This is a genomic window from Citrobacter sp. C13 (genome assembly GCF_014596815.2).
Classification (GTDB): Bacteria; Pseudomonadota; Gammaproteobacteria; order Enterobacterales; family Enterobacteriaceae; genus Citrobacter; species Citrobacter portucalensis.
In genome coordinates, this window is the sequence record NZ_CP115025.1 from 240544 (window position 1) to 265454 (window position 24911).

Annotated in this window: 28 protein-coding genes and 2 pseudogenes; 17 read left to right on the plus strand and 13 right to left on the minus strand. The window is 49.5% G+C overall.

Annotation, left to right across the window (positions count from 1 at the left end):
- Nucleotides 1-43 precede the first annotated feature (43 nt).
- The 4 genes from IB222_RS24510 to IB222_RS24525 all read right to left on the minus strand — a co-directional run bounded on the left by IB222_RS24510 (nucleotide 44) and on the right by IB222_RS24525 (nucleotide 2943).
- On the minus strand, nucleotides 44-340 hold the full coding sequence (locus IB222_RS24510) for a hypothetical protein (protein ID WP_032610474.1): 297 nt from the start codon (nucleotides 338-340) through the stop codon (nucleotides 44-46).
- A 378-nt stretch (nucleotides 341-718) separates the two neighbouring features.
- Nucleotides 719-1000, minus strand: a complete 282-nt coding sequence (locus tag IB222_RS24515; protein WP_032610475.1) for a hypothetical protein — start codon at nucleotides 998-1000, stop codon at nucleotides 719-721.
- Nucleotides 1001-1064: 64 nt separating this feature from the next.
- Entirely contained in the window at nucleotides 1065-2270 is a 1206-nt protein-coding gene (locus IB222_RS24520; protein WP_032610476.1) for a DNA-binding protein, read from the minus strand.
- A 496-nt stretch (nucleotides 2271-2766) separates the two neighbouring features.
- Nucleotides 2767-2943, minus strand: a complete 177-nt coding sequence (locus IB222_RS24525; protein WP_155034045.1) for a hypothetical protein — start codon at nucleotides 2941-2943, stop codon at nucleotides 2767-2769.
- Nucleotides 2944-3443: 500 nt separating this feature from the next.
- Here IB222_RS24525 and IB222_RS24530 point away from each other — a divergent pair, with 500 nt between their 5' ends.
- The 11 genes from IB222_RS24530 to IB222_RS24580 all read left to right on the plus strand — a co-directional run bounded on the left by IB222_RS24530 (nucleotide 3444) and on the right by IB222_RS24580 (nucleotide 7646).
- Complete coding sequence (locus IB222_RS24530) at nucleotides 3444-3827, plus strand: hypothetical protein (protein ID WP_050596975.1); 384 nt, start codon at nucleotides 3444-3446, stop codon at nucleotides 3825-3827.
- A gap of 10 nt (nucleotides 3828-3837) precedes the next feature.
- Entirely contained in the window at nucleotides 3838-4092 is a 255-nt protein-coding gene (locus IB222_RS24535; protein ID WP_032610479.1) for a hypothetical protein, read from the plus strand.
- Nucleotides 4092-4508 (plus strand): hypothetical protein, encoded by a 417-nt coding sequence (locus IB222_RS24540; RefSeq protein WP_032610480.1) that lies wholly within the window; start codon nucleotides 4092-4094, stop codon nucleotides 4506-4508. The genes IB222_RS24535 and IB222_RS24540 overlap by 1 nt, the downstream gene beginning before the upstream one ends.
- Nucleotides 4502-4639 (plus strand): hypothetical protein, encoded by a 138-nt coding sequence (locus IB222_RS24545; protein ID WP_163181309.1) that lies wholly within the window; start codon nucleotides 4502-4504, stop codon nucleotides 4637-4639. Before IB222_RS24540 ends, IB222_RS24545 begins: the two co-directional genes overlap by 7 nt.
- A complete protein-coding gene (locus tag IB222_RS24550) occupies nucleotides 4626-4907 on the plus strand; it encodes a hypothetical protein (protein ID WP_032610524.1) in 282 nt (93 codons plus the stop codon). The genes IB222_RS24545 and IB222_RS24550 overlap by 14 nt, the downstream gene beginning before the upstream one ends.
- A 185-nt stretch (nucleotides 4908-5092) precedes the next feature.
- Nucleotides 5093-5647, plus strand: a complete 555-nt coding sequence (locus IB222_RS24555) for a hypothetical protein (RefSeq protein ID WP_015063016.1) — start codon at nucleotides 5093-5095, stop codon at nucleotides 5645-5647.
- Between the two features lie 59 nt (nucleotides 5648-5706).
- Nucleotides 5707-5955 carry a hypothetical protein gene (locus IB222_RS24560; RefSeq protein ID WP_050596976.1) on the plus strand — a complete coding sequence of 83 codons (249 nt, stop codon included), beginning with the start codon at nucleotides 5707-5709 and terminating at the stop codon, nucleotides 5953-5955.
- 124 nt (nucleotides 5956-6079) lie between these two features.
- Nucleotides 6080-6412: a DUF5417 domain-containing protein gene (locus tag IB222_RS24565; protein ID WP_032610481.1), complete on the plus strand. Its 333-nt coding sequence runs from the start codon at nucleotides 6080-6082 to the stop codon at nucleotides 6410-6412.
- Between the two features lie 44 nt (nucleotides 6413-6456).
- Nucleotides 6457-7026, plus strand: a complete 570-nt coding sequence (locus tag IB222_RS24570; RefSeq protein WP_032610483.1) for a hypothetical protein — start codon at nucleotides 6457-6459, stop codon at nucleotides 7024-7026.
- Between the two features lie 23 nt (nucleotides 7027-7049).
- Entirely contained in the window at nucleotides 7050-7400 is a 351-nt protein-coding gene (locus tag IB222_RS24575) for a hypothetical protein (protein WP_032610485.1), read from the plus strand.
- A gap of 39 nt (nucleotides 7401-7439) precedes the next feature.
- Nucleotides 7440-7646: a hypothetical protein gene (locus IB222_RS24580; protein ID WP_044255297.1), complete on the plus strand. Its 207-nt coding sequence runs from the start codon at nucleotides 7440-7442 to the stop codon at nucleotides 7644-7646.
- Nucleotides 7647-7879: 233 nt separating this feature from the next.
- Here IB222_RS24580 and IB222_RS24585 read toward each other — a convergent pair whose 3' ends face one another.
- The 3 genes from IB222_RS24585 to relB all read right to left on the minus strand — a co-directional run bounded on the left by IB222_RS24585 (nucleotide 7880) and on the right by relB (nucleotide 8635).
- Nucleotides 7880-8038, minus strand: coding sequence for a type I toxin-antitoxin system Hok family toxin (locus IB222_RS24585; RefSeq protein ID WP_064758473.1), 159 nt, complete (start codon nucleotides 8036-8038; stop codon nucleotides 7880-7882).
- Nucleotides 8039-8108: 70 nt separating this feature from the next.
- Entirely contained in the window at nucleotides 8109-8396 is a 288-nt protein-coding gene (relE, locus tag IB222_RS24590) for a type II toxin-antitoxin system mRNA interferase RelE (protein WP_000323025.1), read from the minus strand.
- Complete coding sequence (gene relB, locus IB222_RS24595) at nucleotides 8396-8635, minus strand: type II toxin-antitoxin system antitoxin RelB (protein WP_000534858.1); 240 nt, start codon at nucleotides 8633-8635, stop codon at nucleotides 8396-8398. The genes relE and relB overlap by 1 nt, the downstream gene beginning before the upstream one ends.
- Before the next feature lie 24 nt (nucleotides 8636-8659).
- On the opposite strand from relB, the pseudogene IB222_RS24600 reads away from it, so the two are divergent.
- From IB222_RS24600 to IB222_RS24610, 3 genes and pseudogenes are all read left to right on the plus strand, one after another.
- Nucleotides 8660-8782: pseudogene (locus IB222_RS24600) on the plus strand (hypothetical protein); the annotation flags it as partial.
- A gap of 593 nt (nucleotides 8783-9375) precedes the next feature.
- Nucleotides 9376-10044: a hypothetical protein gene (locus tag IB222_RS24605; RefSeq protein ID WP_149384966.1), complete on the plus strand. Its 669-nt coding sequence runs from the start codon at nucleotides 9376-9378 to the stop codon at nucleotides 10042-10044.
- A 34-nt stretch (nucleotides 10045-10078) separates the two neighbouring features.
- Nucleotides 10079-10786: a hypothetical protein gene (locus IB222_RS24610; protein WP_149384967.1), complete on the plus strand. Its 708-nt coding sequence runs from the start codon at nucleotides 10079-10081 to the stop codon at nucleotides 10784-10786.
- Nucleotides 10787-11059: 273 nt separating this feature from the next.
- On the opposite strand, the gene IB222_RS24615 is transcribed toward IB222_RS24610, so the two are convergent.
- The 6 genes and pseudogenes from IB222_RS24615 to IB222_RS24640 all read right to left on the minus strand — a co-directional run bounded on the left by IB222_RS24615 (nucleotide 11060) and on the right by IB222_RS24640 (nucleotide 15447).
- On the minus strand, nucleotides 11060-11788 hold the full coding sequence (locus IB222_RS24615) for an HNH endonuclease (protein ID WP_149384968.1): 729 nt from the start codon (nucleotides 11786-11788) through the stop codon (nucleotides 11060-11062).
- Between the two features lie 201 nt (nucleotides 11789-11989).
- Entirely contained in the window at nucleotides 11990-13228 is a 1239-nt protein-coding gene (locus IB222_RS24620) for an IS110-like element ISEsa2 family transposase (RefSeq protein WP_000219087.1), read from the minus strand.
- A 326-nt stretch (nucleotides 13229-13554) separates the two neighbouring features.
- Nucleotides 13555-13689, minus strand: a pseudogene (locus IB222_RS24625) (arsenical resistance protein ArsH); the annotation flags it as partial.
- A gap of 79 nt (nucleotides 13690-13768) precedes the next feature.
- On the minus strand, nucleotides 13769-14173 hold the full coding sequence (locus IB222_RS24630) for an H-NS family nucleoid-associated regulatory protein (RefSeq protein ID WP_024195748.1): 405 nt from the start codon (nucleotides 14171-14173) through the stop codon (nucleotides 13769-13771).
- Nucleotides 14174-14700: 527 nt separating this feature from the next.
- On the minus strand, nucleotides 14701-14928 hold the full coding sequence (locus IB222_RS24635) for a hypothetical protein (protein ID WP_016239708.1): 228 nt from the start codon (nucleotides 14926-14928) through the stop codon (nucleotides 14701-14703).
- Between the two features lie 300 nt (nucleotides 14929-15228).
- The gene (locus IB222_RS24640) at nucleotides 15229-15447 is read right to left on the minus strand and encodes a cold-shock protein (protein ID WP_149385124.1); all 219 of its coding nucleotides are present in this window, start codon (nucleotides 15445-15447) and stop codon (nucleotides 15229-15231) included.
- Between the two features lie 266 nt (nucleotides 15448-15713).
- On the opposite strand from IB222_RS24640, the gene cspF reads away from it, so the two are divergent.
- The 3 genes from cspF to IB222_RS24655 all read left to right on the plus strand — a co-directional run bounded on the left by cspF (nucleotide 15714) and on the right by IB222_RS24655 (nucleotide 24910).
- Nucleotides 15714-15926 (plus strand): cold shock-like protein CspF, encoded by a 213-nt coding sequence (gene cspF / locus IB222_RS24645; RefSeq protein ID WP_001446195.1) that lies wholly within the window; start codon nucleotides 15714-15716, stop codon nucleotides 15924-15926.
- An 81-nt stretch (nucleotides 15927-16007) separates the two neighbouring features.
- Nucleotides 16008-16172, plus strand: a complete 165-nt coding sequence (locus IB222_RS24650) for a YnfU family zinc-binding protein (protein WP_213076230.1) — start codon at nucleotides 16008-16010, stop codon at nucleotides 16170-16172.
- A gap of 155 nt (nucleotides 16173-16327) precedes the next feature.
- Complete coding sequence (locus IB222_RS24655; RefSeq protein ID WP_149385125.1) at nucleotides 16328-24910, plus strand: glucoamylase family protein; 8583 nt, start codon at nucleotides 16328-16330, stop codon at nucleotides 24908-24910.
- Nucleotide 24911: the final 1 nt, after the last annotated feature.

Here is a 24911-nt window from a genome sequence, read left to right on the forward strand (position 1 = left end):
GTACTCCAGACCTGCCAGCATCCACCAGCAGGACATAATGTGATTAGTGCCAGTCGGCGATCAGTTCTTCGCACTGCAAAAAGGATAAGCACTGCTGTGCCAACACGGGCAGTACGGCAATGTTGGGTAGGCGGTTGTAACACCAGGCGTTAAACAGCATCTGCCACGGACCGGCGTAGTAACCGGCCATTTTCTTTTTTTGCTTCGGAGTACGGCACGCTGAAATAGCCTGCTGATAGAGACTTTCATTTTCGGCACCTGAGCGTTGTTGCAGTGCCTTGTAAATAAAGGAATAGAGAGCGTCGGAACAATTAGATGCGTAAGCCAGACTGGTTTTCATAATACCTCCTGTTTTTTGGTATTATATAAAATTCGACCTGCTAGCTAATAACCTACACTGAATATATTTTTAAATTCCCATAAATATTAAATATGGACGAATGTGGATTTAAGCGTTGTAAATTATTAAAACCATATCTTATTCTACCATTATGTATTCCCTACAATACGCTTGCTAATTCGTAATTTTGCAGTTATTTGAATATCACCATCCTAAAAGCTGGTAGCCACCTATTTTCCCTCGGATGTAAGTTCACAATAACTCTGTTTATTGCCTGTTCAGTGGCGGTTAAGATTTATAAATGGGTGTGCCATTCGTCAAATCGGTATCCATGGGGTTTGCAGGTACTTATTAAAACGGATCATTCACCTTTTACGTTTACTGCAAACGAGCGTAAGAATTCAGTTGCAGCTCTGCGTCCGCCTGCTGTTGCAGCACGTCCATCACCCGGCTGAGCATGGTCAGCGCCTGGGAGGGGGAGCCGCCAAAAGTCACTTTAATTTCGTTGGTGGTGTGGTGCTGCTCCAGATCGAGAATATTCACTTCCACGTCTTCGCCCTTCTCATCCTTCGCCGTACACTGAATGCTGACCCGGGTCACAGGGTCCTTAACTGTCTGCAATGGTGCCTTCGTGCTGACGTTGATCGCGATATTCTTCATTACCCTGTTTCTCCTTGACCTGTGGTGGTAACCGACCCTACCGGGTGGAGGGTCGGTCAGAAAATCATGCCTGGCCCTGTTGCTGCTTTTCGGCATGCTTACGCAGGTACTGCGTGAGATTGCCGTGGGCTTCACAGATGGCATTCATCTCATCATTGGTCAGCACTAAGGTGTACGTATCGTCGCTGAGGTTCTTAGCGGCACGTTGTTCTGCTTCTTCCGCAATACGCGAAAAAAGCGGGATTGCCGTGTCCGCAATCGTCGTCACGGTCTTTTTGTTGAGTACGCTGGAGACCGATACAGTTTTAGGCTCTGGCGTTTTGATCGGATCTTTCGCCTTCGGCTCCGGGGTGTTTTCCGGAGTTGGCTCCGGGTTGGTCCCAACATTCCCGTCCACCAGCTGCGGCGGGGTGGTCTCATCCGTAGTACCTTCGACGGATGTTTGTTCCGTCACGGTGGTTTCAGGGGTGTTTGCGTTCGTTTCCTGCACGACCGGCGCTTTCGGCTGCATGGCTGCATCAATGTTGCCAGCTTTGACGAATTTAAGGGTTTTGGCCGTAGCCTTGCCATAGACGTCGATGGCTTTGGTGATATTATTCACGGCCTTATCGCCGCTGTAGAGATATTCATCCAGCGCGACATACATGCTCACTTCCCCTGTCACCAGCATAACCTGGAGGGCTTCAGGCAGGTCCAGGACGCGAACCATCTGACGCAGGTGCTGTTCTGTTTTACCGCGACGCTTGGCCAGTTCTGCGAACGTTTTAGGTTCTTCAGCATCTTCGACCATCCGTTTGATGGAGAGCGCCTCAGCCACGACAGACAGAGCCAGATTAGAGTTACCGTCCAGCGTAAACTGTTCGGCACTGGCGCGGCTACCGCGAAACTCCTCGCAGCGAATTAACGAAATCAGTTCACGCCCTTCCTCTGCCAGCTCGATGTTTGCCATAGCGGCGGCGCGGATACGACATGCCCCCTGACGCAGAACAGGACGACCATTCAGAACCTGCACGACGATAGCTGGTACGCTTAAAGGCTCAGACTTATAGGACTCTTTAAGACTGTTCAGGTGGGCTACCACGTGGGGTAAGGAGTAGTAGCTTTCTCCCATGCCAGCGGTACGGGTGTTAAAACCTTCTTCCTCTTCGACCACTGCCGGGTTGATGACCAGACCATTGCTTTTGCGTGCGCCGTTACCGGAACGCTCCAGGTAAGTGCGCAGGCTGATATCGTTGTTAGCGGTTTTTACATCATTTTCGATAGTGGACATTGTGGCCTTCCTTTTAAATTTTCGTTTAGGGTGGTTGTTCGCTACAACACAACAATACCAGGTTCGATTCATTTCCTAATAACCTGAGGCGAAAAAAAAGTAACTTTTTTTCCCGTGGTAATAGTACGTGATCCGTCCGTTTTAATTTTTCGCTAAGGAGGCCAAATTTAACTTTAGTGTGAAATCGGGTACCAAAAAGCCGGAATTTATCGAAAAAGTTACTTTTCCGTCTGCAAGAACCCACAATAATGCAGAACCGTCAGCATGAAAGGTGTTACATGCGCTGAAGGGAAGATGAGTAAGAGGGGAACTGCGGCGTCACAAGGCATCTAAAGTTACTTTTCCAAAATATGGAATGGCAATCTATCTATCGCTATAAAAGAATAACCGGGATCACTGTCGAACATCTCAACGCGGGGCAGGTAGAATGAGGGAATTAAAATCGGGCCAGGCTAAATCTGCCCGGCCATCGGGAAAGGATACGGCGGCATGGGTCTTACACGAGATAATGCGAATGTATGGTCTTTTCCGGTTGCGACTGTTGGGTTTCTTTCTCACCTGTGGCTAACCGTCGGTATTCGGCGTCACAAAACATCCGTAAGTTGGTAAAGACTTTCTCCATAAACTCAGCGTGAGCAAACGACTCACCCGGGGATTGTGTACGTTCTTTCATACATTCCTTTTTAATCATGTCGACACCTTCGGCACAGGTTGCAGCGGGTACGTCAGCGGGTCACCGGCTGGCGCTGATAATTCGTGAATCCGGAATAGTATTCTACCCTGTTCGCATGCCACATCTGGTCGATAAGCGGGGAATTTCAATCCTATATTGAACCCAGCGACCACCGCAGGGAGAAGGGGCACATTCTCCCCCGCTCTTCTTCCGTCTGCGGGAGGTCACACTCGGCGCGGTGTCCCCGGGCAGAATCATGCTGTGACGGCTGGCGTCCATATCAAGATGTCAGCTCCTGGATTAAACCGCCTCCATCTTCTGTAAATGCAGGGGCTAATGACTGTGTGCAACTGAATTTACCGCAGCATCCGTCCTGTATAAAAAATCCTCAAAACGTTGTTTTCTATTGTATTGACAATAGAAGTTCAGAAGATCATAGTAATCCCATGGCGCGGCATCCGCACCAACGCCCCGGCGTTTCCGGGCATAAGGTAAGCATCATGACCCACGATATCGACACCCTCATTCGTCTGTCCCAGCATAAGTCCCACATCGTCGCTGTACGCCGCCTGCAACTGGCCTTTGAGCTAGAGCTGCGCGACGCAAAAATCAACTCACGTGACGTCGCTGATGCGCTGGCTACCTTGAATGCGGCTATCAGTCTGGAAGAAGAGCTGAACGGCTCTGCGTATGACGATCTGCATTTTGACCTGACCGATGGCGCGAAAGTCGACGCAGCCGAACTGGCAGCGTACCGGGCACAGAAACCGGTGGCTTCCTGCATCGTGGCCGATGGCAGCATTGTGCCAGACGGTTTCGGTGATTACTGCGAGCCGCTGGCAGATGGGGCGCATGACTTGTTTGTCCGTCCGGTCTCGGCATAAGGAGCGATCCATGAGCAAAGAGACTCTGTCACTGGCAACCCGTTACGCAGGCAACTCCTCTGTGATTTCGGAAATGCAGACAGCGCTGGACGTAATGCCGCTGGTGACGGAAGCCGTTCAGAGCGTGTGCGAACGGGTTGAATGTGAGCCCACTGAATTTCTGGACGCGATGGCGCTTGTAAAACGTTTCCTGCTGGCAAAACAAGATGAACTCCGTGCGGAAAGCGTTTCAATCCGCAAGCAGCTGGGTGAGATGGGGGAATAATGATGATTAAGGCTACTATCAGCAACGATGCGCTTCGCACCCGTATTCAGGCGCTGCGTAAAACCAGTGCAAACACCCTTGTCAGCACGACGAAATTCGACGCTGATGCGCTGGAGGAGCTCCTGCGCCTGCGTACCGCAGTGAAGCTGAGACGAGTACGCGTGGTCCAGAGTGGCACCTGCGACTGCGAGGAGCCCTGTGAATGCATGCCCGGGCTGTATGTAACCGTCGACTCCGGCGTGGGTCACGGCCAGGCGGTCTGGACTTACCGGGACGACGGAAAATCCGGTCTGGCGTACTGGTGCGAATTTATGGGACTCGCTCCATTCTGGGCCGAAGACCAGATGAATGCCGCCGAACTGCTTCGCGAGAAGCTGGCCTGGCTGGGTGAACATGTCGAGGTGGTCCCGTGGTAATGAAGCTGTATTGCCCCGAGTGCCTGGCGTACCTTGAAGGGGGGGATGGAACGCTACAGGACTGTCACTGCGGCTGGAAACAGCCGGTCAGCTCTTCCACTGAAGAGGGCGATGATCATGACGCTGACTAACGCCCAAATTTATACTCTGCGTCGGCTGAATACCGGAACCCGCTACCTGATGCAGGGCAACGGAAAGAAAGGGATGGAGCAGCGTCCAGATTGCCTCAGTACGCTGGGATATTTTCCGGTTAATGCCCCCAGTCTGCCGCCCCTCTTCCGGCTGGGCCTGATTGAGTTCACTCTGAAAAGTGGGTTAGAACAGAGCTGTTTCTATCGCGTACGGCTGACCGGGCGTGGGCAGGAGTTAGCCACAACGGCGGTGATCTCGGTGGGCTGACTCAGCCCGCTGCTGCACTGCGCATTACAACTTTAACAGTCTGATTTAAAAAATAAATACAGCTATCAGGTGGAAAAAGCACCCGTTGTTTTGTATTGACAAAACAACTCTGATTCTGTATATTTAATCACACAGCGGCACTCTGGCCGCACGCCCCGGCGTTTCCGGGCATACAGGATAACCCCATGAAACCGATGCTTAAATCCGCTTTCTTCTCAGCTGTTAAATCACTCCTCACCAACGGCTTCAGACCAACCTTCTACACCGTTAACTGTGGCCGAATCGGCATTATCGCCTTTACCGATAAAAACGGTTCTAAGCAGGTTGAACAGGTCTATTCCTGTACCTCGCTTGCCGTGAAGACCATTGCTCCCCGTTTCGAAAAGTGGTTTGCTGCTGCCGTGGCGGAATTTCATGCGGCCGCAGCTGAGACTCTGGAGTCGGGCCAGCGGGTCCTGGACAAGGGTACTGTTCGTACCGTGACGGGATTTCGAAGTGCATTCATCCGCAGCGCTAACGGCACACCCCGTGCCCAGGCACGGACTGGCGTAGTCATGCTTGATCATCGGCACGAAGTTATGGCCGGTGATCTTGTTCGAATGGCTGACAATCCATCAGACACCGTCGTCCATAATACAGACCAACAGCCTGACCAGACAATTCATTCTAACGTGCAGAACGTTTCCGTAAACCTCGCCACAGGACTGGCCCCTGACCCGACGGTTTCAACAGCGACATGACACGGCTGCACTCTCCCCCTGGGAGCCGCACTACGCGGCTCTGTTTGACCGAGAACACTATGACCGATAACAATGAAAAGCACGTTAACGCGATCCATATGAAGGGCAACGATAACGCGAAAAAAGATGAGGCCGACAAAGCAACGGCACTGGTCCAGATGCGTATGACCCCGGAGAAAAAATCACGCTATGTCCGTGAGGCGAAGCGTAATGGCCTGACTATCTCGGCATGGATTCAGCGTCATATGGATCAGGTATGTGATGAGTCAGACGTAAACTATCTAAAGAAAAAGGCTGGCGAGCAATAGGCGACAGTCCACCAGCAGCAGCGAAAAGTTACTTTCCCGGTTGCCTGAAAAGGACCGCATACTGCAAACACAAGGTGTGAACATCACACCCCCGCCCCGGCGGCTCCGGGCAAAGGAGTATCCAATGAAACTTTCCCGCCAGACCACGAACGACACTGCTGTTATCGAAGGTACCCGCAGCCACTTCTGGGGTCGCTCGCTCTACTTCATCATTGAGAATGCGCCCAGGGCACACCTCGTCGCTATTGATGAATTGCTGGATGCAGCGGGTTGGGAAAGCGATCACTGTCCAAACTACGAAGATGACGATGCGTTTGGGCATGCCGGTTACAGCTGCGGGTACATGATTGAGATCGATGACGTGGCACGCTTCAGGGCTGACTATAAGCGCCTCAAAAAGCAGATTGCCGCCCATATCGCCGCCCAGCGTAAAGCCGCAGCCAAACAGACGGCATGAATTTTAATGCAAGCGTTGAGCCTGCATCTAAAAGGAACTGTGCAATGACCGAACAACTATCGGATGAAAAACTGCACCAGCTGGAAGGTGCTGCCGCAAATTACCGTACGACATACCAGGCGCACCTCGCTAATCCACTGGATGGCTCCGCAGTACAGGACTGGGATGAAGCGACCCGTCAACTAATGGCGGTCATCAATTACGATGAAGCCAATATTATCGCGCACCTACTGGCTCGCCGGGATGCAGATCTTGCCAGGCATGAAAGCGACATGACCCGGGCTATCGCAGCTTGGCAGACGGCATCCGTGAAGCTGTCCGAGCAGGCCAGCCAGCAACCAGAATTCCACCTCCGCCGTGTTGGTGGGGACGAGGAGCTCTATGCCCCTTGTGGAAAAGATTATCCACGGGGAAGAGCGTACTACGTTAAGCCGGTAGTGAGCCTGGTTACCGTAAATTGTCCGCCCTGCGACCAATGCTTTGATTCTGCCGACGCCGCAACGGCCTACCGGGATGAGCAGTGGAGACATGTGCTGAGTGAAGCTGGTGTGCTGGTTACGCCGGGGGAGACAGCCCCGGTTCAGCCCACTGAAGACAAGCCGCTTTCCAAATAGTGCGATTGAAAATGAAAACGAAGATGAAACAGCCCAAATCTGCACTTCAGAATGCGATGAAGGGCGAAGAGCCTGCGAGCGTACAAATTCAGATGCGTGCCACTGTAACAAGAAAAGAACGCTATAAGGCGCAGGCAATTCAGGAGGATCTGAATTTAACCGAATGGATGGCGAATCATCTGGACGCCGTCTGTGACGCCGCCGAAGGAAAGGCATCCGTCAGCATCTTTTCCCCGGTTGTACCGGAGAAGATCCCAGACAGCGTCTACCAGGTCATCTATCAGGAATGCGGCGGGTTCGTGGACTGCGATGCGAATGCCCAGACGATCTGGAATGCCTGCCGCCAGGCCATTCTGAAAAACGTGAAAGACTGAATACCCGGCGTCATTTTACCGGATGCAGCAAGGACAAACATGACCATAATTGAACGCCGTGCAGAGATGCGCCAGACGGCCATTAAAGCTCTGCTGGATGCTGAAGAAGCACTGACCGCACTGGCTATGTCCTATGAGCTACAGCCCAATGAGAAGACCAGTGCATGTCATCCACAAACCAGTACTCTCTCCACGACCAGCCAGGTTCGGAAATTGCGGCGGGTCCTCGAAAAATTGAGGCGTTGAGAATTAAACAGGACGCAGGAGGAGGTACCCAGTGCGAGCCGCAGCCGTTCTGGGGAGAATTTTAATCCGACGGTATTCCACTGAGACTGTTGAATGCCTTGGGTAATTGAGTGGCGGTCTGCCACCGAACGGAAGGAAAAAAGGGTTTCCCCGACCGGAGAAACCCTTTTCTAAAGGTGCTATTGGCTTGCTGGCCACATCTGAATCGAGGGGGGTTACCCCCCCTCTTTCAGCTACTTACCGGATTCGTAGTCCATCACAGCCGACACTTCCCGCGTACAGTCTTTCAGCCGCAGTTCGCAGAGCGAATTGCGCGTAAGCCAGGTGAATATCAACAGCGTAAGACATACTATCAATACGCACAAAACAACGGGTTGGTTCGGCAGTTTCATGGCTTCTTCTCCTGTCAACGCAAAGCAGAAGTGTCACCATCGGTGCGAAACAGAGATGTCATGCTTTGGTTCAGAGAATGCGTTTGACCGCCTCGCTATATACTTCCGAGCGTTCTCTTTTCCCAACAGAAATCACGAAAACGACAACTTTCTCGTCTATAACCTGGTATACAAGGCGATAGCCTGAAGACCGGAGCTTAATCTTGTAACAATCAGGCATACCACGGAGCTTGTTTGCTTCAATCCGGGGTGACTCAAGTACTTCAACCAGCTTCTTTTTCAACTGTTCACGTACCGTCGAGCCCAGCTTTCGCCATTCCTTTAGTGCCCGCTCGTCAAAATCCAGAAAATACGCCATCAGAGTTCATCCAGCGTCACACGTACTGGCTTAGGATTACGAAGTCGTTCTTTCACTATCTCCACAAGTTCAGCATCTTCATCACTCAGGAGTGTCTGTTTGAACGGCAAGCGTTCATTGTCAGCGATATACTCGAGCATGAGACGAAGCGCTTCAGAAGGAGTTACGCCCATTTTTTCAAGCGCGGCGTAAGAACGCGCTTTAAGTTCATCGTCAATACGTAGGTTAATGCTACCCATGTCTTACACCCCTTGTAATTACAAATGTCATTACAAGTATCGCACTACAACATGCTTAGGGCAAGTCACGAAGTAAGTCAGAAAGTAGTCGTAAGAACGGTGATCACTGTCCGCTTTGTGCCAGAAGCGGACGTTGCTAAATCAGTCTATGCTTATCAACCGGGAGCAGGACAGCTCAACGCACTGCTGTGTTGTTAACACGGTTAATTCTGTCATCTGGCAATGCATTTCCGACAGGATATGGAATGGTAAGGGGTTGGTTACGACCAGTTGAATTTTTGCACTACCTGCTACACATGTTGACAGAACAACTTAAAATCTGTCTGTAGTGGATAATCACCTGTGATTCAGCATTGAAAAAAGCCACCAGTTTATGAGTCTTAATACTTTTGTCCGGTGTAAAGGATCATTAGTTATGTTGTTCTCAGGCTTTCCGCAGTCTAAGTGTTTTTGTAGGTTTGAACGGCTTACTTGGTCCACAACATGGTTGCTATGTAGGCCTTTAACTTAAAGTGCATATATTGAAAATTTTAATTTATTATAACAATGATTTTGTTATAATGCATTAGTCTATAATAATATTTTCCGAGTGTAAAATGGATGAAAACAACACCCCCCTTGAATTAAAAAAATGTTCTATGTGCATGAAGTCGGTGCAATCTTTAGAGTTAAGTCACTTTATACCAAAACTCGTTTATCGCCGCATGCGAAAGATGCGAGCGCCTAAACATGATCTGAATATGGCCGACAATAATAAGAATACGTTCAAGATTTTCCGTGAAATAAAAACAGAGCTTTTTTGTCAGGGCTGTGAAGATAAATTAAATAAAAACGGCGAGCATTATTTTGCTAACACCTGCCTTCCTGTACCAGGAGGTGACGGAGTTGGTCATTTTACAAAAATTTCACACGCCAAAATTATACATCTTTTGAACAGCACTGGGGGATATAACATTACTCTTGGCTCTGGCTTCCTGCCAGGGATTGACATGAATAAGATTTATTATTTTGCGATAAGTATTTTTTGGCGTGGATCTTTTAATGTATGGAACAATTATGATTCTCTGAATATCGATGATGTCACTCGAGAAAGAATGCGCTTATTCTTGTTAAACCCTGAAGAAAATAAAATTCCTTACAGGGTGTATATCGCACCATCATTCTGGAAATTGAAATACGGGACATTACTTCCTGTATTTATCCCAAGAAGAAAACATTATCTATTCTCTATTTTATGGCTTGACTTTTATCTTGACCTTAACAATAAGACAGAACAATTATCTGGATTGCCGATATCATTAATGGCAAATCAAAAGTTATGCTTGGAGTCATTCGGATACCTTAAAAAAACCATTACTGAAGCCACTCCTCGCGGAAATGTAAACCCGAAGGTCTCTTGGTTGCAATAACATTTCATTTAAAATTAAGGATATATGATATAAAATGATAAGAATAACTTTCGACACAAACGTCATAGGAACCGCTTTCCAAAAGACTTCTAAGGTATACCAGAAATTTATTGATGGCACATACGTTCCTTTTGTAGCTGAACCCACGCTTACATTGGATGGGTTGAGCAAACAAGGGAAAATTGATCTTCTAGCGATGAAAAAAGTAAATTTTTCATTTAATCAAACTCGCTGGGATAATTTTATATCCATGGGTGTAAAATTTTTAATTTGCCCCCGCATTGGCTTACCTCGTCCATTAGGAACATTACCTGATGGTAATAAAGAAGCGTATTCTCTCATTCATAAGGCCCCAGAACATACTTTTACTACAGAAGTTCGCCAAGCTCGTTACTTTGAAATGTTGAATTTTATCGAGCAGGAACTGATGTCTGGTCAACAGTGGCTTAAGGATCTCGAAAATGAGATCGATACCCTAGGTGGCAGCTATGATGCTAAAAAAAACTGGTTTACTAATCTTGCAGATAATGAACCTGTTATAGGCGAGAAGGTTATCCGTAAAAGGTTTGGTGACTGGGCCGATGCTGATTCTATCGCCGGACATTACGCTTATAAAAATGATTGGTTCTGTACTAATGATGGTGCATCTGGAGCTGGTGCTCATTCGGTGATGTCGAAAACCAATAGAGAAAAAATAGCTTCCACTTTTAGCATTAAATTTGTCACCTACGATGATATTTGACCTTTCTACAATTTTTTGATCGGTAGCTGATATAGTGCCGGTCAGGTTGTCAACGATCATCGGATTAGTACTTTCATTGATGTTGGCTCCCACCTATCAGTTCAATCTTCGAGGTCAGCTCCTCGCTCAAACCTGCCGACTTAGAGGGGCTTCTTCGTGCCAAAAACCGACATTGCTTACATCACGACGTATTAATTAGGAAGTGGTCACGACGGCTTAGTTTACAGAACACCCCGTTGACCACGGTTTAAGGCGAGAAGATATTTAATATTACTATTTGCCCGATGATATAAGTTCTTTTAATTTATCTAAACCTAATTCATTGTTTTTAAAACGATGTACCATAGCATGGCAATTAGGACATAAAGGTATCAGATCATGTTCTGGATTGACTTTATAGCGCTTGCCTATCATGTTCAAGGGTATGATATGATGTACGTGGATGAAACCTTTTCCGTGCTCGCCATATTTCTTTTCAAAATCAAAATCACAAGCTTTACATTTATAACCATGAATCCTAATACATTCTTCTCTAGCATCTTTATTACGTTCATAAGCATTCACAGCCACTAATTTTCGAGTCCCTTCAAAATATTCCTCTTCGGCATCTCTTTCATCAGGTAAGTAGTCGAATGCGTTTTTGTATGCATACCAAGCTTCTCCATCATATTTCATGTAAGCTTTTAAAAGATTGTCACTAATTTTACCTATCTTTGGTTCACCTTCGTCATCACTAATATTTTCTTGATAAAAAATATATAGATTATATCCTTGGTCTAATAATTTTAAATGTTCGATTGCTTGAGAGTATCCCGGTTGTTGACGATTATTTTTCTTTTGCCAATCCTTATGCATTATCAGTGATTTTTCATTGTCAGTATTGAAATCCCACGCCCCAAAGATAACCATTTTTTCATCGTGATTGGTAAATGACCAACTCCAATTCCAGTTATTGCAAGTCGCACCTTTAGATAATACAAATTGCTTACGTGATTCGCTCATCCGAGTGACCTTTTTATAAAGTTTTTGTGTGTTATCCTTGCACTATGCCAGCATTAGGATGGGGGCACAATAAACTATACATCACACTTCAACTTGGCCTGCTCTCCATTAATTAACACATGATAATGATAGTAATGCCCCACTGGCGGATTATAACATCGCCAATGTCTGCTTCACGCCCTGAGACATTCGACAAGCTTTTTATGGCTTCAGTAAGGGCGAGTGTCTCGCTTCGAGAGCCAGCAAATATTTCGCTTCGTCATAACAGGTTCTGGCCTTCCAGCAGCGGTAAATGATCCTTATCCATTTGAACGCCAGTGCCCGGATCGCAGACTGATGAGATTTGCCCTTTTCTCTGAGGCCCTGATAATACAGTTTGGCCCAGTATGATGAATTAACCGTCTTGGCAGCCCATTCAACAAAGGTCTGCCTGACGAACTTGGCACATTGCCATCGCCAGTGAACCCAGGATTTTTGGCCGCTTCGTTCGGTCACCGGTGCTATACCTGCGTAGTTTTGAATTTCTTCAGCGCTGTTAAACCGGTCACGGTTATCACCAAGTGCAGCAAGCATCCGTGGGCCCATGCACGGTCCCATGCCCGGAAGTGATTTGAACAGCCCCGCATCTGGCAATGTGTCAAACAGCGTTTCGATTCGTTCGTCATAGGTTTTGATGATTTCACTCACGACTTTAATTTGTGTCGCCAGTGCTGCTGCCATCAAAGCATTAGCCTCTATAACACTCGGGTCTGTAGTCAATGGGATCGCATTATCAATACTCGCAACACGTTGCTCGGTAAGGGCCATAGCGCGACCACCTTTGGCATTCAGAAAGTTGCGGATCGTGTCGCGTCTGGCTCGTTTCAGTTGTTGCAGACTGGGCCACCGGATAATCAGCTCACACAACAGTAAGCTACCCCGATGTGAGAACCACTCCAGTGGCTGAGGATAATACTGTTTAAGCGTGTTGATTATCCGGTTCACAAAGCGTCGTTTATCTTCAACCAACTGACGACGTTGCTCAACCAGTTGCTGAAGTAAGCGAATATCCGCATTGTCGGGTTCAATAGCTTTTATCTTCTGGGGGTAACGCAGCATTAACTCTAATGCCAGCTCGGCATCCTGCGGATCATCTTTAGCGCCGCTGGGCGAGAAGGCTTGCCGATAACGAGCCAGGGACAATGCGTGGACGGGGAAAACGGTGATAAAGGGGTATTTTTGAAGAGCATATACCACGGGGCCCTTCTTCAGTTCGAGAGCTATTGCGATTCTACCTTTTACTTTCTGGTGTAACTCAGTAAGCCAGGCATCAAGCGCTTCTGCTGTATGTTCAATCACATCGAATACGCGTTCACCGTTTTTAAACTGAACACAGACATCGTGTTTTTTATCAGCCCAGTCCAGACCAACGTGCGCAGCAAATTGATTAGTCACAGTCATCACCAACTCCTTTTTATCGGGGATTGGTATGCATTCCACGCTCTTCGAAAGAAATATAGCCAGCAGTTTATCTGCATGCCCTGAGTATTCGTTAGCGAACGTGGAGCACCTACTGGCTCGAAAGAAAAGCGGCGATCATCACATGATTCTCGCTCAATATTCGTAACCAGTAAGCGCATACCCTGAATCACTTCAAAGTGTAATTCTCAGGGTACGAATGACTATACCTCGCTCACAGCGGACCTTCAGCAGCCCATAGCTGTCTGCTATGTGCCAATAACGGACGTTGTTAAGCTCATGCAGTATGGATTCACGAAGAACATACGTTATTTTTTGTCCTGATTGACTCGGAATGAAAGCTCCTGATGGCTCTCTTTTCGCTCGCTGTAACGATCTGCAAGATAACCGGTTTGTCCCTTAAGCAGCACTGTGATTTTAAACAGCGCCTCGGCTACATCGACGGAACTAAATGTTTCTCGACTATTCTCTAAGGCAACTTGCGGCCTATACAAAAAAGAGCCGGGTTATACCCGGCTCTTTTTAGCTGATTTCAAAATCTTTTAATTCCCCACCTTCAGCAATCAGATTTGAGATCCGCTTCGGCATTCGCCCCTGACCTGACCATGTTTTTGACTCTCCAGTTTCGTCAGTATATCGATACTTCGCGGGACGGGGGGAGCGCGTCCTTTTAGACTTACCCGGAGAGCCAATAGCAGCCATAAGTTCGGAGGGGTCGATACCCTCATCAAGCATCATCTGACGAAGTGTTTCCAGTTTATCGCGGCGCTGACTTTCATTTGCAAGACGTAATGTCTCTTCTTCTCGTCGTTCTATAAGAATAATTTTAAACTTTTCCAGAATATCTTCCAGTACATCTAATGACATTTCACGAGTCTGAGAGCGTAAGGTACGGATATTGTTTAACTGTGTAAGAGCATCTGACATAAAGAGACCTTTAAAAATTTTTTCGTTGTTCAGCAAATACCAATGTCGACGGTTGCTCATCAACCCGATTTCTCTTACTGAGCATTTTAATCCGATTGGTACATATTGTTATTAACGAGGTTTAGACTACTGATATAAATCTCTTATCGCAAGACAAAATTAAGAAGAATGTGCAAGAACTAAATTCTAACCCCTACGAAATGTCCATGCATTTTTAAAGGTACTTAAAACGATGATGCCAGGAGTCATCCGAAGAGCCTTTTTATACCCTCATAACTTATTGCTTCAGTCATACCTGATGAGTTTTAAATCAGGAGAGACATTTAGTGAATTAGCGCCGCCGCTTAGTAAGGTTTTTCACAAATGGCAAGATGGCACACAGGGGATAGACACCTGCATTTTTTCAAATGTAAAAAAAAAAGCCTGCTGTTAGCAGGCCATAAATTTTTTTAACTCATTTTTTGTTCGATTCTGATAAATAGGGTAAGCATGCAATTAAACGTGAATCAGAGAGCATAACAAAAATGCTATAAATATTTCCTGGCCGCATCAAATATCTCCTGTGACGTTAACTCCCTGTCAGTAGCCACGTAAACAATGCCATGATCGCCAGTTAAGGAAGGAAAACCTGCAGACATAATCCGAAGATGTGTTTCTTCACCGTTTGGATATTCCTGCCTGATAGAGGATATACCTTCCAGAACGGTCATGACTTTACAGGATTCAGCATTAAAGAAAACAAGGACTTTAATCATATTCTATTATCCTGTTCTCTCGTGGGTGTTAGCTGGCAGATGCCATTAAGGTCAAAGCCATTACGTGGTTCTTTCGGAGATAGCCTCGCTCATTACGCACTTCTTATTTAACAAGCAGTTAGTTTGTGCTTTTAAAATTTTTATGCAGTAGTCCTGCACTTCATTACATCGGTCAGCACACTCATAATTGTGAAGAATATGCTGATCAGATATTAAGAATAAACGATTTTTCACTGATTTAAGTTATGGGGCTGTCTACTCAGGGATAATCCTTCATCGTTATCGCAGACCCACATTGATTTATTTATCGCAAAGTATTACGTTTGCAGCAGCAGGACCTTTATCTCCGATCTGAATGGCGAATTCAACTTTCTGTCCTTCAAATAAAGTTTTAAAGTTGTCGCCATTAAGCGCAGAAAAATGGACAACGATATCTTTGCTGCCATCAAGAGGAGAGATGAAGCCAAAACCTTTGTCTTCGTTACACCATTTTACCAGGCCTGTAATTCTAGAGGTCATACTGACTCCTGTTATACATCATTGTATTGATAGTAAATGTATGGACTCAAAAAGAGGGGATATCAACGATAGCGCCTGGTAATGAGAACTGCCCGGAAAATTTCTAACTTTCATTAGTACATCGAACTGATGGGATTCATTAAGGCACAGGGAATAGATATAAGCAAATTATCTTTTAACCATCCAGAGGTCCTGTAGGAAAAATAAAAGTGGCTGAATGCCATTTTCAATGTATAGTCTTTAAGTGTTTTCAATAAGGAATTGACTTGTCCCATAAAATGACAGGAATTGTCAAAAGCTTTGATATTCTTAGTGGTAAAGGCCTCATCATCCCATCTGATGGACGAAAAGACGTTCTGCTTCACATTTCAGCCGTTAACTCTCGCGAATCAGAATTACTCATCCCTGGAAGCCGCATAGAGTTTTGCCGGATAAACGGTCTCAGGGGGCCTGTGGCTGCGAACATTTATCTTTCCTGATTTTCAGTGTGTCAAAATAGATAGATTAAAACTTAACCACATGTGGTACGGTGAAGCTCATTCATTGAAAGGTTAATGGTTATGTCTGTTATCAATTACGCAATGAAATTCTTCAGTAGTGCGTCTACTGCCACTGCTGCCTGTCCTGTTTGTGGCTTAAAATCAGTACAACCGTTGTCAAAAATCCGGCTCAACCAGACCATGCTTTGCCCCGGATGTAAGGCTCTGTTTATCTCCCGACGCTAGCTCGACCAAAACCGCAGAACAGAGCTCATGTCCTATACTTATGTTAGATTCCGGCAGCTGTTAAATCCCTGATGCCTGACGCCCATCCTGAGAGAACGTTTCTGAACTGATTTCGCAACTGCTCCTGCGCGCTAACGTCGCATCAGAGCAATGCTATGAAAATGATCCCCAGAGCGTGGTTTAACCGCTCCCGTATTCTGATGAATGCTGCCGAAAACATAACGTTTTCGGCGAACGATCCTGCCGGTGAAAGCTCGCCGCGGTCAGAACTCTTTTCAACCGTCCAGATGGAACGCTACGGCCAGAAGCTGGCGCGGACTCATAAAGTATCACCGGATAGGCATCCTTATTATCTTCTGAAACGGCTTGGCGACAATGAGGCCGTCATTACCCAAAACTGCTATGAGCTTAACGCGGGTAAAAAGACCAGTATCATGCCCGCCGGTGAATGGCTGCTGGACAATTATTATTTGATTGAGGAACAAATCCGCGCTGTCCGCCAGCATCTGCCGAAAAGCTTTGGCAAAGGTCTTCCGTCGCTGGTATCACCGTTGAATTGCCCACGAATTTATCATATTGCATCAGAGGCCATTGCTCATGGCGATGGCCGCTGGGATGCCGCCAGCCTGACCAGCTATCTCACTGCCTATCAACAGGTGACGCCGCTGACGCTGGGTGAAGTCTGGGCGTTACCGGGAATGCTGCGCCTTGCGCTGATTGAAAATCTTCGTCGTATCAGTATGGAAGTGATAAAAGCGCAGCAGGACAGAAACCTTGCTGATACGTGGATAACAAGGATTGTCGAATGCGCAGAGAGTGCGCCTGGTGATTTAATCATGGTGGTTGCCGATATGGCGCGCTCCCGACCTCCGTTAACCAGTGCGTTTGTCGCAGAGCTGGTGCGGCGCCTGCAGGGGCATGGCAACGCGCTGTCGTTACCTCTGACCTGGGTTGATCAGTGCCTTCGGGAACAGGGGATCACCACTGACGTTCTCATACATAGTTTCAATCAGCAGCTTGCCGCCAGCCAGCTGTCCGTCAGTAACAGCATCGCGGGCCTGCGTTTATTGAGTGAAACGGACTGGGCTGATTTCGCCGAAACGATAAGCGTTGTCGAACAGGCCTTACGCAATGATCCTGCCGGCATCTATCCCCGGATGCACTTCAATACCCGGGATCATTACCGGCACGTAGTTGAGGTTCTGGCCAGAGACAGCGGTCTCAGCGAGCCTGAGGTTGCTGAGAAGGCGCTGGCGTTTTCAGAGGAAAAAGCGCCTGATACACCGGAACATCATGTTGGTTATTATCTTGCGGGCGAAGGTCGACAGGCGCTGGATATTCATCTCCTGGCAGACGCCTCAAGGCTCATACGCTTGCGGCACAGTTTCAACAGAATAACCCTGCTGTCATGGCTTGGAAGCCTGGCGTTGCTGACAACCGCAGCGACCGCAGCAATATTGCACGAAACCGCCATGCAGGGCGCAGACTGGCTATTGATCGCGGTGATATTACCTCTGATTATCGCATTAACTCAGTTAATGAGCGATTTGCTCAGTGATGCAACCACCCGTTTTCGCGTTCCTCGACCCTTGCCGGGGATGGATTTTTCAGCCGGTATTCCCGCTGACAGTGCCACCATGTTAGTCATTCCCTGCATGTTGACCAGCCACGAAAGTTTCAGCCAGCTCCTCACCAGTCTTGAAGTCTGCTGGTTGGGGAATGAAAACGAAAATCTCAGGTTCGCGCTGCTCACTGATTTTGCTGATTCTGAAAATGAACCCTCGCCGGAAAGTCACGCGCTGCTCAGACAGGCTATCGCCGATACGCAGGCGCTTAATCGCCGCTACCCCTCCGGCCGACCACGTTTTTATCTGTTACATCGCCAGCCTGAATGGAACCCCTCGGAAGGAGCGTGGATGGGCTATGAACGCAAGCGGGGAAAACTGGCGTTACTGAACAGCTGGTTGCGCCATCCCGGAACGCAATTCGTCAGCGTTGCAGAGATGCCTGCCCACCTTTTACCGGGTCACATAAAATACGTCATTACCCTGGACAGCGATACGGTGCTCCCGCGCGATACGGCACACAAACTCGTCGCGACGATGGCGCATCCGCTGAATACGCCTGAGTATGATCCGGTACGCCAGAGGGTTGTCAAAGGATTCGGTATTTTACAGCCCGGTCTTGCGGAGGAGATACCACGCAACGGTCAGGGGCGTTACGCAGCCCTGCGCAGCAGCGTACCGGGCAATAACCCTTATTCAATGATGTCTTCGGATATTTATCAGGATCTCTTTGGGGAAGGCTCGTTTGTGGGCAAAGGGATTTACGATGTTGATATTTTTATGCAGGCCACTACCAACATCTGCCCGGAAAATCTGGTACTCAGCCACGATCTGCTTGAAGGATGCTATGCACGTTCGGGTCTGCTGAGCGAGGTGTTACTGTACGAACAGTACCCTAATAATTATCTGTCGGATGTTGCACGACGTTCACGCTGGATCCGGGGTGACTGGCAACTGCTTAACTGGCTAAAACCACGCGTCAGAAAAGCCGATGGAACCCGGGTCAGGAATCCGCTGACCGCGCTTTCTTACTGGAAATTACTCGATAATCTACGTCGCAGTCTGGTCGCCCCTTCCTTACTGGTATTGCTGTTCTTCACTCTGCTTTGGGTACCCAATCCGGTTTACTGGCTGGGCATACTGTTGCTGATATGGCTGTTGCCAGCCATCCTCTGCATTAGCCACGACCTTCTGCATAAACCTCTGCGTCGCCGCGTGAAGCCGCATCTGTTACTGGTGGGGGCGGGCGCGCTAAAGCGTCTGTCAGGTATCAGCCTTAATTTTGCGATACTGCCGCACGAAGCCGGATATTCGCTGAAAGCGATCGCCGTGACGCTATGGCGACTGGGGATAAGCAGGCGTCACCTCAGCCAGTGGGTCAGCCACAGCCAGGACAGCAGTCAGGCCAGACCCACTGTTGCACGTTTTTATCAGGCGATGTGGCTGAACGTTGCCGGTGGCGTGGCGCTGACAATACTGACCGGACAATTTGCCCCACAGCTGCTGGGGATTGCGTTACCGATCGGTTTGGTATGGTGTGTGGCACCGCTGCTGATGAGCTGGCTGAGTCGCCAGCCCGTGCGTAAGGTTTTTTCGCCTAATCAGGAACAAAAACAGCTGTTACGCCAGACAAGCCGTGAAATCTGGGCTTTTTTTGAAACATTTGCCACAGCAAAAGAGAACTGGCTTCCGCCTGATAATTATCAGGAAATACCACAACCGACGGTGGCACACCGAACTTCTCCTACCAATATTGGTCTTTCACTTATGGCTAACCTGACGGCATGGGACTTTGGCTACCTGCCTGGCGGAGAGGTACTCCGGCACGTGTCGCTCACGCTCGACACGATGGATAAAATGGAGCACTACCGGGGCCATCTCTACAACTGGTATGACACCCGTACGCTGGTCCCCCTCAGTCCACGCTATATCTCCAGCGTCGACAGCGGCAATATGGCCGGGCATTTATTGACCCTGCGTGCAGGCCTGTCCGCCATGCGTCATCAGCCTGTTTTAAGCAACCAACAGATACTGGCAGGACTGAACGATACGCTGGATATTCTGGAAAAACAGTGGGGTCAGAACCCACCTGACAGCCTGAGACTGCTGCGCAAGCATTGCCTGAACGCGGTGTCGCTCTCTCCGCAGGCGCTTTTCAGCGAACTGAAAAGCATGCGCACCCAGTGCAACCATCTGACCAGCGCATGTCATCAGGGATCTCCTCTTCAGATGCGCTGGGCTGGACATCTGGAGCATCAACTGGTCCAGCTTTGCCATGAGTGGTCTCTGTTGCTTGGCTGGTTGCCTGCATCCTGGAATGAACAGACGCTGCCGACGCTGAGCGAGCTTGCCCGTCCGACATTAACCGGTACAGGAACGCCTCCGGCGTCAGTGGCGGAGCAGGCCCGAATGCGACTCAATATTATCACCGAGCTGGAACAGCGGCTGGATGAGCATGCCCGGATGGATTTCGCCTTTCTGTACAACGAAGCAACCAGTCTGCTCTGCGTCGGTTATAACTGTGACACCAATATGCCTGACAAGAGCCACTACGATCTCCTGCCGTCTGAAATCCGCCTGACCAGTTTTCTTGCCATTGCGACTAATCAGCTGCCTCTTAAAAGCTGGTACGCGCTGGGTCGATTGTTTACCACGATTGATAATGAAACTGCCCTGATGTCATGGAGCGGATCCATGTTTGAATATCTGATGCCGAATCTGGTGATGCCCACCTGGCCCGGCAGCCTGCTCGATGAAATGAGTCAGTCGGCGGTTATGCGCCAGATTCACTGGGGGAAAGAACGCGGGGTACCATGGGGTGTTTCAGAGTCTGGCTATCATGCTTTTGATGTTCAGCATAATTATCAGTATCAGGCATTTGGCGTACCGGGGCTCGGTCTACGCAGGGGACTTGCCGATGACATGGTTGTTGCTCCTTACGCCACGCTGCTGGCGCTGATGGTTTCCCCACAGAGAGCCTGTGAGAACCTGTTCAGGCTGCAAAAAAATGGTGCACGCGGAGAATACGGTTTTTATGAAGCGCTGGACTATACCCCCTCACGTCTTGCAACCGGTCAGCTCTATGCGGTGGTACAGTCCTGGATGGCGCATCACCAGGGTATGGCATTTCAGGCGCTGGCTCATGTGCTGCTTGACGCCCCCATGACTGAACGCTTTATGTCCAGCACGGTATTCCGGTCAGCGAGTCTGCTGTTACAGGAGCGCGTGCCGGATGCGGTCGATCTGTACAGTCCGCGCCGTCATTTTGAATCTCATGAGGGCATGGTCAAACCCGTTCGCTATGAACCCCGTATTTTCTATAGCGTGGATACCCCCGCCCCGGATATTCAACTCCTGTCCAACGGCCATTATCATCTGATGTTGACCGCGGGCGGCGGTGGTTACAGTCGCTGGAATGATATTGCACTAACGCGCTGGCGCAGTGATACCACCCGTGATAACTGGGGAGCATTCTGCTACATCCGCGATACCCAGACGGGAGATGTGTGGAGCAATACCTGGCAACCAACAGCCCACACCAGCGGACAAGACGAGGAAGTGTTGTTCACCGATGCGGGGGCAGAATTCAGACGCAGCTTAGGGGGACTCAGCGTCAAAACTCAGGTGGTGATCTCTCCGGAGGATGATGTTGAATTGCGACGGCTCACACTGATTCATCGTGGTCGCAAGCCTCGCTCTCTGGAGCTGACAACCTATGCTGAAGTGGTACTGGCACCTGATGCCAGCGATCTGGCACACCCGGCATTCAGCAATTTGTTTATTCAGACTGAGCTGGCTCCTGAGCGTGACGCTATTCTTTGCCACCGGCGCCCGCACTCACCGGATGAACCGGGCCCTTGCCTGTTTCACATGATGGTGGTGCACGGCGATAACCGACATAACGTGTCGTTTGAAACGGACAGGGCAAGGTTTATTGGACGTGGCAGAACCCCTGCGAATGCACAGGCAATAGAGACGGGAGGGATGCTAGGCAACACGTCGGGCTCGGTGCTGGATCCGATACTGGCAATTCGCAACGCCATCATTCTGCAGCCGGGGCAGCCGGTTACGATTGATATCATTTATGGCATCAGCGAGACCCGTCAGCAGAGCCTGGCGTTGCTGGAGAAATATCGCGATTACCCTATCGCCGATCGCGTCTTTGAACTGGCCTGGTCTCACAGTCTGGTGGTATTGCGCCAGATGAACGCCAGTGAAGATGATGCCACGTTGTTCAATAGTCTCGCCAGCGCAGTGCTTTACCCTGTCCAGGAGCTGCGCGCCGAAGGCCAGGCGATCGGCCGCAACCGGCGTGGCCAGTCCGGACTGTGGGGCTGGGCAATTTCAGGGGATCTGCCGATAGTGCTGCTGAGTATAACCAGCGAGGAAAGTATCACCTCAGTGACCACACTGATTCAGGCACACCGTTACTGGAGACAGAAAGGGCTGGATGTTGATTTGGTTATCCTGAATAACAGCCCCGGCGGCTACCAGCAGGGATTACAAAATCAGATTATGGAGTTAATTTATGCCGGGTCTGAAGCCAGTCTGCTGGATAAAAAGGGCGGGCTTTTTGTCCGCAACGGTGAGCATCTCTCCGCTGAGGATAAGTTGCTTTTGATGAGCGTGGCCTGTCTTTATCTTGATGACCGCGCAGGGGGTATTAATGAGCAGCTTAACCAGCGTATTCATACCCTGAAATCGCCTGCAAGGGCATTCATTCCGCGTGCTGCGCGCGAGCGTAATCAACATACGGACTGGAGCCCTGATACCAGTCAGTTATGCCATTTCAATGGGTACGGTGGATTTTCTCAGGATGGGCGGGAGTATCAGATCGTCCTTCGGGAAAATGCGCTTACACCGGCTCCCTGGTCGAACATACTGGCAAATTCCCGTTTTGGCAGTGTGATCTCAGAGGCAGGGCAGGCCTATACCTGGTATGAGAATGCCCATGAATACCGGTTGACGCCGTGGGAGAACGATCCGGTGAGCGATCGCAGCGGCGAGGCATTTTACCTGCGCGATGAAGAGAGCGGGGAGTGCTGGTCGCCGACGGCTTTACCTGTTCGCGGACACGGTGATTACCTGACCCGCCATGGTTTTGGCTACAGCGTTTTTGCCCATCGTGAGAGTGGTATAGACAGCGAGTTGACGGTCCTGGTTGCTGAAGAAGATCCGGTTAAACTGGTGCTCCTGACGCTCAGTAACTCTTCGGGACGGACACGTCAACTTTCCGTCACAGGCTATGTAGAGTGGACGCTCGGAGAAACACGAACGCGCTCAGCCCCTCACATTGTGACACATGTGGCCAGAACGCCCGGCGGCTGCGGGGTGCTTGCGAATAACTTTTATGGTGATAATGGTGGCGGCCGAACTGCATTTTTTGCCGTCAGCGGTAATGACTGTTCTCTGACAGGGGACCGCCGGGAGTTTATTGGCCGTAATGGTTCCCTTCACGCCCCGTCGGCCATGAAACTGCAAAAGCTTTCCGGTAAGACGGGGGCCGGTCTGGATCCCTGCGGAGCGGTGCAATCGGCGGTTACATTAATTGACGGGGACCAGAGGACGTTTATTTTTATCCTCGGCGCAGAGGAGAATGATGTTTGTGCTCAGGAGACGCTGGCCCGCTACATGAACGAGGATACGGTCCGCCAGGAGCTGAACCGGATTCATAATCACTGGCACAATGTTCTCGATAAAATCGTAGTTAACACCCCCGACACGTCCGTAAATTTACTGGTTAATGGCTGGCTGTTGTATCAGACGGTCGCCTGCCGTCTTATGGCCCGGAGTGGCTACTATCAGTCTGGCGGTGCATTTGGTTTTCGCGATCAGCTGCAGGATACGCTGGCTCTGAGCCACGCTGCTCCGGACCGGATGCGTGAACAGATAATACTCTGTGCATCACGGCAGTTTATCGAGGGGGATGTGCAACACTGGTGGCACCCGCCACACGGCAACGGTGTCCGTACCCGCTGTTCCGATGACTATCTTTGGCTGCCGCTTGCTGTTTGCCACTATGTTGAAACGACGGGGGATATAGATGCACTGGAAATACGCATTCCTTATCTGGAGGGACGCTCGCTTCAGCCTGGTGAAGAGTCTGTCTATGACACGCCGGTCATCAGCGGCACCGAAGAGACACTCTGGTTACACTGCGTCAAAGCTATTCACTATGGACTTCGCTTCGGGGAGCATGGCCTGCCGCTGATGGGGGCTGGTGACTGGAATGACGGGATGAACCGGGTGGGTATCGAAGGCAAAGGTGAAAGCGTCTGGCTGGGCTTCTTCCTGTACGACATTTTGCAGCAGTTTGCAGCGCTGGCGGAGCGCAGGCTGGATGAAAGCGTCGCCGCGATGTGCCGTTCACAGGCTCTGCGCCTGCAAAGTAATCTCGAAGCCCACGCCTGGGATGGGGAATGGTACCGGCGCGGGTATTTTGACGATGGTACTCCCCTGGGATCGAAAACCTCACAGGACTGCCGGATTGATGCGATTGCGCAGAGCTGGTCTGTATTGTCCGGCGCCGCGAGCCCGGGACGGTGCGCAAAGGCCATGCAGGCGCTGGATAAGCACCTTGTGGATAACGAAGGAGGGCTGATCAAACTGTTAACGCCTCCTTTCGACGGACACGGTCCAAATCCGGGCTACATACAGGGGTACCTGCCCGGCGTGCGGGAAAACGGAGGGCAGTATACGCATGGCGCCATCTGGGCAGTGATGGCCTTTGCCCGAATGGGGAATGCCGAACGAGCCTGGCAACTCTGGTCAATGCTCAGCCCTATAAATCATACCCTGAATGCGGACTCTGTCGGGATTTATAAAGCTGAGCCTTATGTCATGAGTGCTGATGTCTACAGCGTCGCTCCCCATACCGGACGTGCAGGGTGGAGCTGGTATACCGGTTCCGCAGGCTGGGCCTGGCGTTTACTTACCGAGGAATTACTGGGGATAAAACGTTCCGGCACTGACTTTAGTGTTAATGCCAGGTTACCGGATGAGTGGTCGTCTTTTTCTATGGCATATCAATATGGTGAAAGCCATTATCAGATTAGTGTTTCACGCGGCGATGCAGAATATTGCGTGACGCTGGATGGTGTTCTCCTCCCTGATGACAGAATACCGCTGAAGGATGATGGACAAAACCATACGGTTGAGATCATTCAGAACTGAC

Bases quoted from the DNA above. Each gene is read 5' to 3' on its own strand.
- IB222_RS24510 (WP_032610474.1), bottom strand. From the start codon at position 340: ATGAAAACCAGTCTGGCTTACGCATCTAATTGTTCCGACGCTCTCTAT.
- IB222_RS24515 (WP_032610475.1), bottom strand. From the start codon at position 1,000: ATGAAGAATATCGCGATCAACGTCAGCACGAAGGCACCATTGCAGACA.
- IB222_RS24520 (WP_032610476.1), bottom strand. From the start codon at position 2,270: ATGTCCACTATCGAAAATGATGTAAAAACCGCTAACAACGATATCAGC.
- IB222_RS24525 (WP_155034045.1), bottom strand. From the start codon at position 2,943: ATGAAAGAACGTACACAATCCCCGGGTGAGTCGTTTGCTCACGCTGAG.
- IB222_RS24530 (WP_050596975.1), top strand. From the start codon at position 3,444: ATGACCCACGATATCGACACCCTCATTCGTCTGTCCCAGCATAAGTCC.
- IB222_RS24535 (WP_032610479.1), top strand. From the start codon at position 3,838: ATGAGCAAAGAGACTCTGTCACTGGCAACCCGTTACGCAGGCAACTCC.
- IB222_RS24540 (WP_032610480.1), top strand. From the start codon at position 4,092: ATGATGATTAAGGCTACTATCAGCAACGATGCGCTTCGCACCCGTATT.
- IB222_RS24550 (WP_032610524.1), top strand. From the start codon at position 4,626: ATGACGCTGACTAACGCCCAAATTTATACTCTGCGTCGGCTGAATACC.
- IB222_RS24555 (WP_015063016.1), top strand. From the start codon at position 5,093: ATGAAACCGATGCTTAAATCCGCTTTCTTCTCAGCTGTTAAATCACTC.
- IB222_RS24560 (WP_050596976.1), top strand. From the start codon at position 5,707: ATGACCGATAACAATGAAAAGCACGTTAACGCGATCCATATGAAGGGC.
- IB222_RS24565 (WP_032610481.1), top strand. From the start codon at position 6,080: ATGAAACTTTCCCGCCAGACCACGAACGACACTGCTGTTATCGAAGGT.
- IB222_RS24570 (WP_032610483.1), top strand. From the start codon at position 6,457: ATGACCGAACAACTATCGGATGAAAAACTGCACCAGCTGGAAGGTGCT.
- IB222_RS24575 (WP_032610485.1), top strand. From the start codon at position 7,050: ATGAAACAGCCCAAATCTGCACTTCAGAATGCGATGAAGGGCGAAGAG.
- IB222_RS24580 (WP_044255297.1), top strand. From the start codon at position 7,440: ATGACCATAATTGAACGCCGTGCAGAGATGCGCCAGACGGCCATTAAA.
- IB222_RS24585 (WP_064758473.1), bottom strand. From the start codon at position 8,038: ATGAAACTGCCGAACCAACCCGTTGTTTTGTGCGTATTGATAGTATGT.
- relE (WP_000323025.1), bottom strand. From the start codon at position 8,396: ATGGCGTATTTTCTGGATTTTGACGAGCGGGCACTAAAGGAATGGCGA.
- relB (WP_000534858.1), bottom strand. From the start codon at position 8,635: ATGGGTAGCATTAACCTACGTATTGACGATGAACTTAAAGCGCGTTCT.
- IB222_RS24605 (WP_149384966.1), top strand. From the start codon at position 9,376: ATGGCCGACAATAATAAGAATACGTTCAAGATTTTCCGTGAAATAAAA.
- IB222_RS24610 (WP_149384967.1), top strand. From the start codon at position 10,079: ATGATAAGAATAACTTTCGACACAAACGTCATAGGAACCGCTTTCCAA.
- IB222_RS24615 (WP_149384968.1), bottom strand. From the start codon at position 11,788: ATGAGCGAATCACGTAAGCAATTTGTATTATCTAAAGGTGCGACTTGC.
- IB222_RS24620 (WP_000219087.1), bottom strand. From the start codon at position 13,228: ATGACTGTGACTAATCAATTTGCTGCGCACGTTGGTCTGGACTGGGCT.
- IB222_RS24630 (WP_024195748.1), bottom strand. From the start codon at position 14,173: ATGTCAGATGCTCTTACACAGTTAAACAATATCCGTACCTTACGCTCT.
- IB222_RS24635 (WP_016239708.1), bottom strand. From the start codon at position 14,928: ATGATTAAAGTCCTTGTTTTCTTTAATGCTGAATCCTGTAAAGTCATG.
- IB222_RS24640 (WP_149385124.1), bottom strand. From the start codon at position 15,447: ATGACCTCTAGAATTACAGGCCTGGTAAAATGGTGTAACGAAGACAAA.
- IB222_RS24650 (WP_213076230.1), top strand. From the start codon at position 16,008: ATGTCTGTTATCAATTACGCAATGAAATTCTTCAGTAGTGCGTCTACT.
- IB222_RS24655 (WP_149385125.1), top strand. From the start codon at position 16,328: ATGAAAATGATCCCCAGAGCGTGGTTTAACCGCTCCCGTATTCTGATG.